The organism is Streptomyces sp. NPDC085596 (assembly GCF_044541565.1).
GTDB lineage: Bacteria > Actinomycetota > Actinomycetes > Streptomycetales > Streptomycetaceae > Streptomyces.
Window position 1 is genome coordinate 349467 of the sequence record NZ_JBITTC010000004.1, and the last position, 13456, is coordinate 362922.

The 13456-nt window shown below is 74.3% G+C and carries 13 protein-coding genes; 6 read left to right on the top strand and 7 right to left on the bottom strand.

The window, feature by feature from the left end; genetic code table 11:
- Positions 1-87 precede the first annotated feature (87 nt).
- Positions 88-480 (bottom strand): DUF5997 family protein, encoded by a 393-nt coding sequence (locus ACIGA3_RS14675; protein WP_399714722.1) that lies wholly within the window; start codon positions 478-480, stop codon positions 88-90.
- Between the two features lie 58 nt (positions 481-538).
- Here ACIGA3_RS14675 and ACIGA3_RS14680 point away from each other — a divergent pair, with 58 nt between their 5' ends.
- Positions 539-1297, top strand: a complete 759-nt coding sequence (locus tag ACIGA3_RS14680; RefSeq protein ID WP_399714725.1) for a LysR family substrate-binding domain-containing protein — start codon at positions 539-541, stop codon at positions 1295-1297.
- 50 nt (positions 1298-1347) lie between these two features.
- On the opposite strand, the gene ACIGA3_RS14685 is transcribed toward ACIGA3_RS14680, so the two are convergent.
- Positions 1348-2835: an MFS transporter gene (locus tag ACIGA3_RS14685; RefSeq protein WP_399714728.1), complete on the bottom strand. Its 1488-nt coding sequence runs from the start codon at positions 2833-2835 to the stop codon at positions 1348-1350.
- A gap of 63 nt (positions 2836-2898) precedes the next feature.
- Positions 2899-3378 carry an Lrp/AsnC family transcriptional regulator gene (locus ACIGA3_RS14690; RefSeq protein ID WP_399714730.1) on the bottom strand — a complete coding sequence of 160 codons (480 nt, stop codon included), beginning with the start codon at positions 3376-3378 and terminating at the stop codon, positions 2899-2901.
- A gap of 262 nt (positions 3379-3640) precedes the next feature.
- Between ACIGA3_RS14690 and ACIGA3_RS14695 the strand changes: the two genes are divergently transcribed.
- Positions 3641-5134 (top strand): FUSC family protein, encoded by a 1494-nt coding sequence (locus ACIGA3_RS14695; protein WP_399714733.1) that lies wholly within the window; start codon positions 3641-3643, stop codon positions 5132-5134.
- A gap of 158 nt (positions 5135-5292) precedes the next feature.
- Here the strand turns inward: ACIGA3_RS14695 and ACIGA3_RS14700 are convergent, their stop codons facing one another.
- On the bottom strand, positions 5293-6213 hold the full coding sequence (locus ACIGA3_RS14700; RefSeq protein WP_399714735.1) for a sirohydrochlorin chelatase: 921 nt from the start codon (positions 6211-6213) through the stop codon (positions 5293-5295).
- 153 nt (positions 6214-6366) lie between these two features.
- Positions 6367-7374, bottom strand: a complete 1008-nt coding sequence (locus tag ACIGA3_RS14705; RefSeq protein ID WP_399714738.1) for an N-acetylglucosamine kinase — start codon at positions 7372-7374, stop codon at positions 6367-6369.
- Positions 7375-7500: 126 nt separating this feature from the next.
- Between ACIGA3_RS14705 and ACIGA3_RS14710 the strand changes: the two genes are divergently transcribed.
- Positions 7501-8178: a uracil-DNA glycosylase gene (locus ACIGA3_RS14710; RefSeq protein ID WP_399714741.1), complete on the top strand. Its 678-nt coding sequence runs from the start codon at positions 7501-7503 to the stop codon at positions 8176-8178.
- A 147-nt stretch (positions 8179-8325) separates the two neighbouring features.
- Here the strand turns inward: ACIGA3_RS14710 and ACIGA3_RS14715 are convergent, their stop codons facing one another.
- Positions 8326-9411: a WD40/YVTN/BNR-like repeat-containing protein gene (locus tag ACIGA3_RS14715; RefSeq protein ID WP_399714744.1), complete on the bottom strand. Its 1086-nt coding sequence runs from the start codon at positions 9409-9411 to the stop codon at positions 8326-8328.
- Positions 9412-9614: 203 nt separating this feature from the next.
- Here ACIGA3_RS14715 and ACIGA3_RS14720 point away from each other — a divergent pair, with 203 nt between their 5' ends.
- Positions 9615-10202 carry a hypothetical protein gene (locus tag ACIGA3_RS14720; RefSeq protein WP_399714746.1) on the top strand — a complete coding sequence of 196 codons (588 nt, stop codon included), beginning with the start codon at positions 9615-9617 and terminating at the stop codon, positions 10200-10202.
- A 146-nt stretch (positions 10203-10348) separates the two neighbouring features.
- On the opposite strand, the gene ACIGA3_RS14725 is transcribed toward ACIGA3_RS14720, so the two are convergent.
- Positions 10349-12001 carry a DNA alkylation response protein gene (locus ACIGA3_RS14725; protein ID WP_399714748.1) on the bottom strand — a complete coding sequence of 551 codons (1653 nt, stop codon included), beginning with the start codon at positions 11999-12001 and terminating at the stop codon, positions 10349-10351.
- A gap of 73 nt (positions 12002-12074) precedes the next feature.
- Between ACIGA3_RS14725 and ACIGA3_RS14730 the strand changes: the two genes are divergently transcribed.
- Together ACIGA3_RS14730 and ACIGA3_RS14735 are read left to right on the top strand one after the other, a co-directional pair.
- Complete coding sequence (locus ACIGA3_RS14730; RefSeq protein WP_399714751.1) at positions 12075-12821, top strand: PaaX family transcriptional regulator C-terminal domain-containing protein; 747 nt, start codon at positions 12075-12077, stop codon at positions 12819-12821.
- A gap of 123 nt (positions 12822-12944) precedes the next feature.
- A complete protein-coding gene (locus tag ACIGA3_RS14735; RefSeq protein ID WP_399714753.1) occupies positions 12945-13454 on the top strand; it encodes a hypothetical protein in 510 nt (169 codons plus the stop codon).
- Positions 13455-13456: the final 2 nt, after the last annotated feature.

Consider the following 13456-nt stretch of genomic DNA (forward strand, 5'->3'; position numbering starts at 1 on the left):
ACGATCAAGTGAGGGGAACTGTAGGGGAGGCCACTGACAACGCCCCCGGGCGGGCCGGGGGCGCTGGTCAGGACGTACTACGGAGCGTCAGCCCTCCTTGGCTTCCTTCTCCTGGTGCAGCTTCTTCACGCGCGCGGTTTCCTTGCGGACCTCGGCCTGGGTGGCGCGCTCCTTCTCCAGCCACTCGGGACCCTCCTCGCGAAGGGCCTCGATCTGCTCGGTGGTCAGCGCCTCGGTGACACCGCCGCGCGCCAGACCCGCGATGGACACGCCCAGCCGGGCCGCGACCACCGGGCGCGGGTGGGGGCCGTTCTGCCGCAGCTCACGCAGCCACTCGGGCGGATTGGTCTGCAGCTCGTTCAGCTCGGTGCGCGAGACCACGCCCTCCTGGAAGGCGGCGGGGGTGGCGGGGAGGTACACACCCAGCTTCTTCGCCGCGGTGGCGGGCTTCATCGTCTGGGTGCTCTGCTGCGAACTCATGAGGTCAAGGGTATCGGCCGTGTGCGTGGGAGCCGACCACGGCCGATACCCTGGCCTGGTGACAGGCTCGGAAGAATCACCGTCGTTCCGGCTCGCGTACGTCCCCGGAGTGACGCCCGCCAAATGGGTGCGGATCTGGAACGAGCGCCTGCCCGGCACTCCACTCACCCTCACCCAGGTCCCCGCCGGCGAGGCGGACGCGCTGCTGCGCGCGGGGGAGGCCGACGCGGGCTTCGTACGGCTGCCCGTCGACCGCGGCTTCTTCAGCGCGATCCCGCTGTACACCGAGGCCACCGTGGTCGTCGTCCCCAAGGACCATGTGATCACCGCGGCCGAGGAGGTCACCCTCGCCGACCTCGCCGACGAGGTGCTCTTCCACCCGCTCGACGACGTCTTCGACTGGGACAGCCCGCCCGGTGAACCCGCCTTCGAGCGGCCCGCCACCACCCCGGACGCCCTGGAACTGGTCGCGGCCAACGTCGGCCTGCTGATCGTCCCGCAGTCCCTGGCGCGCCTCTACCACCGCAAGGACCTCACCTACCGCACGGTCGTCGACGCCCCGCAGTCCGGCATCGCGCTCTCCTGGCCGGAGGAGGCCACCACCGACCTGGTGGAGGACTTCATCGGCATCGTCCGGGGCCGCACCGCCAACAGCACCCGAGGCCGCGCCGGCGCGACGCCCCCGGAGCCCAAGCAGCAGAAGAAGCGGCCCGACCAGGGCGGTGCCCGGCCGAAGAGCGGCGGCGCCAAGTCCTCCGGCCGCCCGGTGCGCGGACGCTCCGGCGGCCGTACGGGGAAGCCGCGCCGCAAGTCCTGAGCGCGGCCGTCAAGTCCTGAGCGGGTCCGCCCTGGTGTCGGGCCGGGTGCTCACGCCTTCGAGGCCGTGCTCTCCACCGGCTCCGGCGCCGGGCCCCCGCCCATGGGCGGCTCCGGGTGCGCCTGCCGCTCCCGCAGGTCCGCGACGGCCAGCGCGAGCGCGACCAGGATGATCCCCACCGCCGTGAGCAGGCCCAGTTGCAGGGCCCCGGTGGAGGTGCCGTGGTTGGCGAGGTGGGCGAAGTAGACCGCGCCCACGGCCGCGATCCCGGCCGCCGAGCCGATCCGCTGGGCCGTCACCAGGATGCCGCCCGCGGCACCGGCCCGTCGTACGGGTACGCGGGTGAGGGTCAGCGTGGTGTTGGGGGAGATCGTCACACCGGAGCCCACCCCCGCGAGCAGCAGCGGCAGCGCCGCGGCCCACGCCGCACCGGGACCCTGGACCAGCTGCACGGCGCCGATGACGCCGGCCAGGCCCACCGCCACCCCGGCCAGCCCGACGACGACCAGCTTGCGGCCGTACCGCACCACCAGCCGGCCGCCCAGCGCCGCCCCGGCCGCCGAACCGATGGCGAACGGCAGCGAGGCCATCCCGGCCGCGAGGGGGCCGTATCCCAGGCCGTTCTGCAAGTACAGCGTGTACACGAAGAACACCGTGGTGAAGCCGCCGAAGTACACCAGGTTCAGCAGCACGCCCAGAGTGAAGGACCGCAGGGAGAACAGCTCCAGGTCGATCAGCGGATCGCGTCCGGACCGGCCCTGCCGCCGCTCCCACCGCCAGAACGCCGCCAGCAGCAGTGCCGCCACCGGCATCAGGGCCCACTTCAGCCGGCCCGTCCACTGCTGCTCCTGCACCAGCGGCAGCATCAGCGCCAGCACACCCGCGCCGAGCAGCAGGACACCCACCAGGTCCGCGCCCTCGCGCCTCTTCTCCGCCACCGGCGTACGGGGCAGCAGCCGCAGCGCCGCCCAGAACGCGGCCACACCGATGGGCAGGTTGACGTAGAACACCCAGCGCCAGCCGTCCTCGACGCCGAACGCCTGGATCAGCAGGCCGCCCGCCGGGGGTCCGACCGCCGTGGAGATGCCGACCACGCTGCCCAGCATGCCGAACGCGCGCGCCCGCTCGGCGCCCTGGAACATCTGCTGGATCAGCCCCGTCGTCTGCGGCGCGACGATGCCCGAGGCCGCGCCCTGCACCAGCCGGAACACCACCAGCCAGCCGGAGCTGGGCGCCAGCCCGCACGCCACGGAGGCCACCGTGAACAGCGCGAGCCCGAACAAGAACGCCGCCCGGCGCCCGCGCACGTCGCCGAGACGGCCCGCCGGGACGAGGGCGAGGCCGAAGGTGAGCGCGTAGCCCGACACCACCCAGGACACGTCGGCCGCGTCGGCGCCGAGCCCGCGTTCCATGGAGGGCAGCGCGACGTTCACGATCGAGCTGTCGAGCAGCGTCATGAAGCCCGCCACGAGACAGACCGCGAGCGCCTGCCACCGCCGTCGGTCACCGGCGGCAGGGCGGGTCTGGACTGTAGTCATGAGATCACGCTATGCAGTGACGGTGACCCGCGCACCACGGGAAACGCGCTCACGCGCGCGTGCTCAGGGCTGCGTGGCGGACCGGCCGACCGACTCCACCAGCGGCAGCAGCCGGAACGGCACCCGCTCCCGCAGGGCCACCTCGGTACGGGTGCGCACCACGCCCGGCACGCTGATCAGCTTCTGGATCACGTCCTCCAGGTGGGCGTTGTCCCGCCCCACCACCCGTGCCAGCAGGTCCCCGCCGCCGGTGGTCGAGAACGCTTCGACGATCTCCGGAACGGCCGCCAGCGCCTCCCCGACATCGTCCATGTGGCCCTGGGTGACCTCGATGTGCACGAACGCCAGCACCGGGTGGCCCAGCGCGGCGGGGGACAGGGAGGGACCCGTGCCCGTGATCACGCCGTCCCGCTCCATCCGGTCCAGCCGGGCCTGGAGGGTGCCCCGCGCGATGCCGAGGAGGCGGGCGTACTCGCGCACGCTGGTGCGCGGCTGCTCCAGCAGCAGTCGCAGGATGCGGGTGTCCAGCTCGTCCACGGCCATGGCGTTCCGGCCTCCTCGTGCCTCGTCGACCAGCGGTGACTGTACCAATGGCCCAGTCTCTCTCCGGGCCTCCATGCTGTGCGACCTGGACCGTTGGTCCGCCGACGGCTCATCGTGGTTCGCTCACGCTGGTCCAATGGCCCAATGGAATCGGGGCCAGTTGAGCCAATCGGCTCTGAGGTGCTGTCATAGGGGGGTCGATGGCGCTGCGGATTCCGCGGCGCCTTTTTCGTGCGAACGGCCACTAGGGGGCGGACGAGTAGTGCTGAAGAAGGTGTTCATGGCGCCGGATCCGGGGCGGGGCCGGCTGCGCTTCGCCGCGCGGGCCGTGCTCGGTATCGGCCTGGCCGTCGTCGTGTGCGGGCTCATGGGACAGTCCCTGACCGGCATGGTCGCGGGCGGGCTCGCCGCGCTGCTCGCCCTGTTCACCGTCGCCGACGCCACCGTGCGCGGGCAGGCCGTCACCACGGCCCTGCTGCCCGGTACGGGGGTGCTGGTGCTGGCCGTCGCGGCCGAGCTGCACGCCTACCCGGTCGCGCGTGACCTGGCCTTTCTCGCGGTCGTCGGTGTGGGTGTGTACGCCCGCCGCTGGGGTCCGCGCGGCCACAGCCTCGGCGTGTTCGCGTTCATGATGTTCTTCGTCGGCCAGTTCCTGCACGTCACGCCCGTGCAGCTGCCCGAGCTGTACGCCGCGGTCCTGCTGTCCGTGCTCAGCGCGGCCGCCGTGCGCTTCGGCCTCTGGTGCTACGAGCGTGGGCGCCCCGCGCCGACGGCACCTGCCCCGCCGAGCGGTACGGGACTCGCCCGCGTGACCACCCGGCAGGCCGTCCAGGCGGTCGCGGGCGCCGGCTTCGCGCTGGTCCTCGGGCAACTGCTGTCCGGACAGCGCTGGTACTGGGCCGTCGGCGCGACCTGGTGGGTCTTCGTCAACACCGCCTCACGCGGCGAGACGCTGGTACGCGGCTTCCGGCGCGTCCTCGGTACGGTCCTCGGTATCGGGCTCGGTCTGCTCGTCGCGCTGCCGGTGCACGGCGCCGTCGTCCCCTCGCTGGTGCTCGTCGCGGTCGCCGTCTTCGGCATCTTCTACTCGGCCGCCGTCTCCTACACCTGGATGATGCTCTGCGTGACCCTGCTGGCCGAGGTCCTCTACGGCCTGCTCGGCGTCCTCACCCCGTCGCTGCTCGCGCTGCGCGTGGCCGAGACGGCGGTCGGCGCGGCGGGCGCCGTGCTCGCCGTGCTGCTCGTGCTGCCCGTGACGACCCACACCACCACCGACGCCTGGATACAGCGCGCCCTGCGCTGCGTGCACGTCTGTACCGCCGAGGCCGCCGCCCGGCTCGCGGGTTCCGCCACGGCCGACCCCGCCCCGCGCGTGGCTGAGCTGGAGCAGCTGCTCGGCCGGGTCCGGATGTCGGTCGCGCCGCTCGTGCACCCGCTCAACCCGCTGCTGGGCCGCAAGAGGCGCGCCCGCCGGGTGCTCGCCCTGCTGGACGACTGCGCCCGTGAGGTGCGGGGTCTGGTCGCCGTCGCCGCCGACCCCGAGGCGTCCCACGACGCCCGGCTTGCCGCCGCCTGCTGGCGGGTGGAGGCGGCGGTGGAGGCGCTCACGGAGGGCGGCTCCGATCCCTTGCACCGGCCCACCGAAACCCCGGCGGAACCTGCCTTGGCCCACCTCCACAGCCTGGAGCACGCCTTGGCCGACCTGGCGGAGCCCCTGCGGGGAGCTGCGGCGCCGTCCCGGCTGGTGGGGGCCTGACGGCGCGGGTGCGTTGCGGCTGGTCGCGCAGTTCCCCACGCCCCTGAGTGGGTGTGGCAGAGGTCTGCTGGAAAGTGTGCGCGTGCCGGGCAGGACGAAGGGCCCGCTCCGGTCGTACCGGAGCGGGCCCTTCGGTGTCTGCGCGGAGCGGGGCTCCGTCAGAACGCGGGCGCGCCCTGGGGCTGCTGGGCGATGCCCAGGGAGGCCGTGTACTTGGCGAGGGCGAGCTTGCCGATCGCCGGGTAGGCGCCGAGAGCCTCGGAGGTGGCACAGCCGATCTCTTCGGCGGCGGCCGTCAGCAGCGCCGTGTCGATCTCCGGACCGATGAGGTACGGGGCGAGCGCGAGCTGCTGTGAGCCCGAGGCGCGGAGCTGGTCGGCGATGGAGGCGATCGAGCCGTCCTGGTCCAGCGCGGCGGCCATCACCGGCACGGCCAGGCGCGCGGCGAGCAGCATGCCGGTGATCCCGGCGGCCTGCACGGCCTCCTCGCCGCCCACGGACGCCAGGATGATGCCGTCGGCCGCGGTCGCCACCGTGAACAGGCGGGCGCGGTCGGCGCGGGCGAGGCCCGCCTCCGACAGCCGCACGTGCAGACCCTCGGCGAGAAGCGGGTGCGGGCCGAGGACGTCGGTCAGCTCGGCAGCGACCCGGCTGTCCATCACGGCCTGGCGGGTCTGCCGCAGCAGGGCGTTGTCGGGACCGGCCAGCAGCGGTACGACCACGGCCACCGGGCCGTCCGGCGCCTTGGCGTCGGAACCGGCGGCGACGGCCTGCTCATGGCGCGCGGTGCGCTCCTCGGCGGCGCGCGCCAGGATGGCGCTCAGGGTCGGGAATTCGTCGTCGTCCCCGTCCAGGTAACCGATCCGCGCGTCGAGGCCGGGCAGCTCGGAGCGGGCGATGCTCACGACCTCCTCGGCGAGACTGCGCGTGGCGGCGCTGGGCGCACCGGGCACCGCGAGGACGAACGCGGGCGCGTCCTCGGGAGCCACCAGCGGCTCCGGACGGCGGTGCCGTCCGGGCTGGCGGGGTCGCGGCATTCGTACTGGCAGGCCGGACTCGGGTCCAGTGGGGGAGCTCATGGCGCCGCATGTTACTGGTTTCCCGAGCTCCCCTGTTCGGGGAGGGTGCGGGTGAGCGGTATCCGTCCGGTTTTGTCGGATGAGTTGCGTACATGGGGTGGCTGATCCGTTCCCGTATCGGGCAGTTGGGGACTCCGTGGGCCCGATCTCCCTTTATGTCGCTCTCTTCCGTGCGCCGGTCACACAGAGCAGGCGCGGGTCCTCGGGCCAGACGGCGTCCCCCGCCGCCAGCGCGGACGCGAGCCGGGCGCAGCCGTGCAGCGGATCGCCCTGGGCCGCCGCGGACCGGGCATGCGGCACCTGCCGCGCCAACTCCTCGCGCAGGAAGGTGAGGAGTGGCTTACCCAGCTTCAACAGGCCACCGGTGCAGGCCACTTCAGGCTCCCCGGATGCCGGACACACGGCGGCGACGGCCTCGGCCATGTGCCGGGCGGCCGCGCGCAGGATGCTGGTGGATACGGGGTCGCGCGGAGCGCAGGCGGCGACCTCCGGGGCGAAGGAGGCGAGTACGGCGGCACGGTCGGGCCGGGGATAGACCAGCCCGGGCAGCTCCGGCGGTGGTCCGAACCGCTCGCGCGCCCGCGCCAGCAGCGGCGCGGAGCCGCCCGCGCGGCCGTCGTACGCGCGCAGCGCCGCCTCCAGACCGGCCCGCCCGATCCAGGCGCCGCCGCCGCAGTCGCCCAGCAGATGGCCCCAGCCGTCCGCCCGCCGCCAGCCGCTCAGATCCGTACCGATGGCGATCAGACCGGTGCCCGCCGCGAGCACGGCACCGGGACGCGGGCCGAGGGCGCCGATGTAGGCCGTGACCGCGTCGGCGGCGAGTCCGACGGTCCGCACGCCCAGCGCCCCGGCGAGCGCGTCCGGCAGTTCGGCGCGCAGGGCGTCGCCCAGCGTGGCGAAGCCGGCGGCGCCGATCACGGCCGTGGTCAGCTCGTCCACCCCCGCCTCCGCCGCGAGGGCCCGCGCCAACGGGAGGACGAGTTCCAGCAGATGGGCCGGGTCGATGCCGCGCTCCCCGGTCCGCACCGGCTGCCCGGACCTCCCCTCGGCGGGCGGCGCCCCGTCGAACGCCCCCACGGCCACCCGCAGGCCGGAGCCCCCGGAGTCGACCGCGAGGAAACCGGGGACCGCCGGGCGAACCGCCCTGCCCTCTGGGAACAATGGATTCCCCTCTCCTCGCCGGAGCGCGCGTACGACGGAGGCAGGGTAGCGGGGCCGGGGGAGTGCGCGTGGGTCGATCCACAGCCGTTCGGGTGATGTCAGTGCGGGCCAGTAGAGTGACTTGACGTGGCACGACGACCGTTGAACGAACTTGTAGAGGCCGGCTGGGCGAAGGCCCTGGACCCGGTGGCCGACCGCATCACGGCCATGGGGGACTTCCTCCGTGCCGAGGTGGCGGAGGGCCGGACCTACCTCCCGTCCGGGGCGAACGTCCTGCGGGCCTTCCAGCAGCCCTTCGACGAGGTGCGGGTCCTGATCGTGGGTCAGGACCCCTATCCGACGCCGGGCATGGCGATCGGGCTCAGCTTCGCGGTGGCGCCGGAGGTGCGGTCGCTGCCGGGCAGCCTGGAGAACATATACCGGGAGCTGAACACCGACCTGGGCCTGTCCCGGCCCTCCAACGGTGATCTGACCCCGTGGACCTCCCAGGGCGTCCTGCTGCTGAACAGGGCCCTCACCACGGCGCCGCGCAAGCCCGGAGCCCATCGCGGCAAGGGCTGGGAGGAGGTCACCGAGCAGGCCATCCGCGCGCTCGCCGCACGCGGCACGCCGCTGGTGTCCATCCTGTGGGGCCGCGACGCCCGCAACCTGCGGCCCCTGCTCGGGGACTACCCGGCGATCGAGTCCGCGCACCCGTCGCCCATGTCGGCGGACCGCGGCTTCTTCGGCTCCCGCCCGTTCAGCCGGGCCAACGAGCTGCTGACCGGCCAGGGCGCCGAGCCGGTGGACTGGCGCCTGCCGTAGCCCGATGGGATCGATGGCGGCCGGCCCGGCGCACCGGCTCGGGCCGCACCTGGGCCGGGCCGCACCGCCCGGCCCGGGGCCCCGCCCCCAGTGACCTGCCTAGCCGCCTAGCCGCCTAGCCGAGTGCCGAGTGCCGGAGGCGGCCCCTCAGCCGACCACCGCCGCCCGCACGCAGAGCACATCCGGCAGGTGGGAGGCCAGCTGCCGCCAGGTGTCCCCGTCGTCGGCGGAGGCGAACACCTCCCCGTTGCGATTGCCGAAGTAGACGCCCGCCGGGTCCGCGTCGTCGGTGCACAGGGCGTCGCGCAGCACGGTGCCGTAGTGGTCCTCCTGGGGCAGGCCCTCCGACAGCGGCTCCCAGCTCTTCCCGGCGTCGGGGGTACGGAACACCCGGCAGCGGTGGTCGGCGGGCACCCGGTCGGCATCGGCGTTGATCGGGAAGACGTACGCCGTGCCGCCCCGGTGCGGATGCGCGGCGACCGCGAAGCCGAAGGTCGAGGGGAGGCCCTCGCCGATGTCGGTCCAGTGCGCGCCCGCGTCGTCGCTGCGGTACACCCCCCAGTGGTTCTGGAGATACAGACGGTCCGGGTCGTCCGCGTCCCTGGCGACCTTGTGCACGCACTGGCCGAACTCCGGGTCCGGATCGGGCAGGAAGACGGCGGACACCCCGGAGTTCGACGGAGCCCAGCTCTCCCCGCCGTCCGTCGTGCGGAACACCCCGGCCGTGGAGACCGCCACCGTCACCGCGCGCGGATCGCGGGCGTCGGTCAGCACCGTGTGCAGCCCCTCACCGCCACCGCCCGGCACCCACCGGGAGCGGGTCGGATGCTCCCACAGCGGACGCACCAGCTCGAAGCTCTCCCCGCGGTCCTCGGAGCGGTACAGCGCGGCCGGTTCCGTGCCCGCGTACACCACGTCCGGCTCGGCGGCGGCCGGGTGCAGCTGCCAGACCCGCTCCAGCGAGGCGCCCGTGTCCTTGGGGAATCTGACGGCCGGCTGCGCGGGCTCGGACCAGGTGCGGCCCAGGTCGTCGGAGTGGAACACCGAGGGACCCCAGTGCGCGCTGTCGCCGCTGGCCAGCAGCCGGGGTGTGCCGCCGCGCGTGTCGATGGCGACCGCGTAGACGGCCTGGGCGTTGAACCGGGGGCCGTCGTCGAACTCCCAGGTGCCCCCGCGCCGCCTGCCGATGAACAGGCCCTTGCGGGTACCCACGGCGAGCAGTACCTCGGTCATGCCGACCACCTCCGGGACTTCGTCGTCCACTGTGCCGCACCGGCGTCGGACGCGGCATTCTTCGATTTCGCCCAGTCTGCACCCCGCCACTGACAGTGACCTTCAAGGCGCGTGTCATCGCAGGTCAGGGCGGTGTGTGAGCAACAGGCCGCAGGCGTCCGTATCGGAAGGCGGTCCGGCCTGTCGGCGCGCTCGTGAGGAGGATGGCCTTGAAGGCGTTCCGTGGTCCGCGTGTGTGGCTGTGGCGGTGGCGGCGCGGTCCGCTGCGGCGCCGTGCCGACGTGGTGGAGGGGTGGGTGCTGCTGGGCGTCTGGCTGCTGACCCTGCTCGCCGGGATCGCGGCCGGGCTCACGGCCGCGCGGTCGGTCGAGCGCGGCCTCGCCCATGAGCGCGCCACCTGGCATCCGATGGTCGCCTACGTCGTCGCGCACGCCCCCGGCCGGTCCGGGGCCCGTAGCTCCAGCCGCGAACGGGTCTGGGCGGAGGTCCGCTGGACCGCGGGCGACGGCTCGCCCCGCACCGGCCAGGTCCGGGTCGCGCCGGGCGCGGCGACCGGCGCGCCGGTCGCCATCTGGACCGACGAGCGAGGACGGCTCGCCGGCCGGCCCGCCACCGCCACCGAAGCCGCCGTCCGCGCCGCCTTCGTCGGCACCCTGTTCGGCGCGGGCGCGGCAGCCGTCCCCTTCGCCGCCGGCCGCTTCCTGCTCGCCCGGCTGGAACGCCGCCGCCTGGCCCTCTGGGACGCCGAGTGGGCCCGGCTGGGCCCGCAGTGGGGCCGTACGACGGGGTGAGACTCGCCCGAGGCCCCCGGCTCAGGGCTTCCACCTGAGATCCCCGCTCGGGGTTCCGGCCCAGGGGCCGCCCAAGGGCTCCCCGCCTGGCCCCTGCGCCAGGCCCAGCCTGCTCGGCCAGGCCCGAGCCCACGGTCCCGCCCCGCTCAGGCCGGCAGCGCCCGGTCGAGGATGGTGTCCAGGTCCGTGCCCGGGGGCAGGGTGCCGAAGGCGTGGCCCCAGTCGCCGCCCAGCCGGGTCGCGCAGAACGCGTCGGCCACCTCGGGCGGGGCGTGGCGGACGAGGAGGGACGCCTGGAGGGCCAGCGCCATCCGCTCGACCACCCGGCGCGCGCTCAACTGGTCCGCCTCGGCCAGCTCCCGCTTCAGCGAGGCCACGGTCGCGTCCAGACGGGCGTCGGCCCCGCGCGCGAGGGCGAGTTCCCCGAACAGCGACTCGGCGCTCCCCGGCTCCCGGACCAGCGCCCGCAGCACATCGAGGGCGTTGACGTTCCCCGAGCCCTCCCAGATCGACAGCAGCGGCGCCTCCCGGTAGTGCCGGGGCATGCCGGAGTCCTCGACGTACCCGTTGCCGCCCAGGCACTCCAGCGCCTCGGCGGTGAACGCCGGACCCCGCTTGGTGACCCAGTACTTGCCCACAGCCGTGGCGATCCGCCGGAACGCACGCTCCTCCTCGTCCCCGCGCACCGCCCGGTCCGCCGCACCCGCGAGCCGCAGGGTGAGCGTCGTCGCCGCCTCCGACTCCAGCGCCAGGTCCGCGAGGACGTTGCGCATCAGCGGCTGGTCGAACAGCCGGGCGCCGAACGCGCTGCGGTGGCGGGCGTGGTGGCCCGCCTCGACCAGGGTCTTGCGCATCAGGGTCGCCGAGGACATCACACAGTCCAGCCGGGTGCAGTTGACCATCTCGATGATGGTCTTGACCCCGCGCCCCTCCGGCCCGACCAGCCACGCCACCGTACGGTCGAACTCCGGCTCGGAGGACGCGTTGGAGCGGTTGCCGAGCTTGTCCTTCAGGCGCTGGATGCGGAAGGTGTTGCGGCTGCCGTCCGGCAGCACCCGCGGCACCAGGAAGCAGGAGAGCCCGCCCGGCGCCTGCGCCAGCACCAGGAACACATCGCACATCGGCGCCGAGGTGAACCACTTGTGCCCGCGCAGCGTGTACACGCCGGGCTCGTCCGTCGGCGTGGCCACGGTGGTGTTGGTGCGGACGTCGGAGCCGCCCTGCTTCTCGGTCATGCCCATCCCGGCGAGCAGACCCCGCTTCTCGGTGGGCACACGCAGCCCCGGGTCGTACTCCCGGCTGGTGAGCAGGGGTTCGTAGACCTTCGCCAGGTCCGGCTGGGCGCGCAGGGCGGGGACGGCGGCGTACGTCATCGAGGTCGGGCAGCCGTGCCCGGCCTCGGTGTGCCCCCAGACCAGGCCGCCCGCCGTACGGGCCACGTGCGCGCCGGGGCGGTCGTCCGCCCACGGGGTGCCGGCCAGGCCCTCGGCGACGGCGGTGCGCATCAGATGGTGCCAGCTGGGGTGGAAATCGACCTCGTCGACACGGTTGCCGTAGCGGTCGTGGGTGCGCAGCTCCGGCTCGTGCCGGTTGGCCAGCTCACCCCACTCCTGCGCCTCGGCGCCGCCCGCGCGCAGCCCCAGCAGCCGGACGCCGTCCTCGGCCCACCCGGCACCCTCCCGGCGCAGCCCCTCCAGCAGGGCTACGTCGGCGGACGCGTCGTAGGGAGCCAGCGGCGGGGGCTGGTTGGTGACGTCGTGGGTGGCGTACAGCGGCGACTGCTCGGGCATCGGGACCATACGGCCATGTTGCACTCTCCGTACGATTGCAGCAATGACGCAACACGAATCGCCGCACGTACAGTACGTGCCCATGCGCATGAACCCGTCGGCCGAGCCCGTGACCAGGCCGTTGTCCGCGCGGTCGGTCGTGCTGAGCCTGCTGCTCGGCGCGCATCCGCCCCGGCTGCCGGTGCGGGAACTGGTGCGGCTGGTCGAACCGTTCGGCGTCGGCGGCTCCACACTGCGCGCCGCGCTCAGCCGCATGGTGGCCGCGGGCGACCTGAAGCGCACCGACGCCGTGTACGGGCTCAGCGACCGCCTGCTGGCCCGGCAGCGCCGCCAGGACGAGGCCGTACGGCCGCACGCGCGCGCGTGGGACGGCGACTGGGAGATGGTCGTGATCACGGCGACCGGACGCGGACCCGCCGAGCGCGCCGACCTGCGGTCCCGGCTGACCGCGCTGCGTCTGGCCGAACTCCGCGAGGGCGTCTGGCTGCGCCCCGCCAACCTCGCCCGGCCGCTGCCCGACGAACTGGCCGAGGTGGCCCTGACCTACACCGCCCGCCCCGACGAGCCCGCCGCCGAACTGGTGGCCCGGCTGTGGCCGCTGGACAGCTGGGCCGCCGACGCGCGCGCCCAGCTGGGCCGGGCCACGCACGCCCGGCACCCGGCCGAGCGCCTCACCGCCTTCGCGGCCGTCGTCCGCCATCTGCTCACCGACCCGGTCCTGCCCGCCCCCCTCCTCTCCGAGGACTGGCCGGGCGATGCCCTCCGGGCGGCCTATGCCGGGTACCAGCGGGAGCTGGCCGCGTCGGTGGGACTGCCGGGCGGCGCGTAGCGGAGCGGCCGAGTGGCGCGGGCCCGGTGCTTGGCGTCTCCTGGGAATGGAGGGGGTGACCAGCGTGCGCGTGCTTCCGGGCACCGGGTGGGGCACGGCAGGCGATCTCGCCCGAGGAGAGTCATGGCTGAGCACAAGTCGTCGTCGGTCCTCACCGCGCCCCTGCGCGGCGCCGCCTCCGTCCTGAGCAAGGTGCCGGGCGCCTCGATGGTCTCCAAGGCGGCCCAGGACACGCTGGACATGGTCGGCGTGGTCTCGCCCCGAGGGCGGCGCTTCTTGGTGTACACGGGGGCGGGCGCGCTCGGCGTCGCCGGGGTCGTGGAGTGGCCCGTGGCGCTGACCGGAGCCGCCATCGCCTGGCTGACCCAGCCCCGCCCGGCCCCCGCCGACGGCGCCGTGAAGACCCCGGTGGCCGAGACCGGCGGACCGGCCCCCGCGAGCGAGGCCGAGGTGGGCGAGGCGGCCCTGCGGACCGGGCACCATGACGCTCCCGGCCCCGTGAAGGCCACGGACGCCGAGTCCGCGCACCCGGAGCCCTCGCCCAAGAAGCACGGCAAGAAGTCCGGGAAGCAGCCCAAGGGCGCCACCAGCCAGCTCGGGCCGACCGCCCGCCCCGAACGCACGAGCCTCTGACG

What these genes read in the sequence shown, in the direction of transcription:
- ACIGA3_RS14675 (WP_399714722.1), bottom strand. Translation starts at nt 480, where the DNA reads ATGAGTTCGCAGCAGAGCACCCAGACGATGAAGCCCGCCACCGCGGCG.
- ACIGA3_RS14685 (WP_399714728.1), bottom strand. Translation starts at nt 2,835, where the DNA reads ATGACTACAGTCCAGACCCGCCCTGCCGCCGGTGACCGACGGCGGTGG.
- ACIGA3_RS14690 (WP_399714730.1), bottom strand. Translation starts at nt 3,378, where the DNA reads ATGGCCGTGGACGAGCTGGACACCCGCATCCTGCGACTGCTGCTGGAG.
- ACIGA3_RS14700 (WP_399714735.1), bottom strand. Translation starts at nt 6,213, where the DNA reads ATGAGCTCCCCCACTGGACCCGAGTCCGGCCTGCCAGTACGAATGCCG.
- ACIGA3_RS14715 (WP_399714744.1), bottom strand. Translation starts at nt 9,411, where the DNA reads ATGACCGAGGTACTGCTCGCCGTGGGTACCCGCAAGGGCCTGTTCATC.
- ACIGA3_RS14720 (WP_399714746.1), top strand. Translation starts at nt 9,615, where the DNA reads ATGGCCTTGAAGGCGTTCCGTGGTCCGCGTGTGTGGCTGTGGCGGTGG.
- ACIGA3_RS14725 (WP_399714748.1), bottom strand. Translation starts at nt 12,001, where the DNA reads ATGGTCCCGATGCCCGAGCAGTCGCCGCTGTACGCCACCCACGACGTC.
- ACIGA3_RS14730 (WP_399714751.1), top strand. Translation starts at nt 12,075, where the DNA reads ATGCGCATGAACCCGTCGGCCGAGCCCGTGACCAGGCCGTTGTCCGCG.
- ACIGA3_RS14735 (WP_399714753.1), top strand. Translation starts at nt 12,945, where the DNA reads ATGGCTGAGCACAAGTCGTCGTCGGTCCTCACCGCGCCCCTGCGCGGC.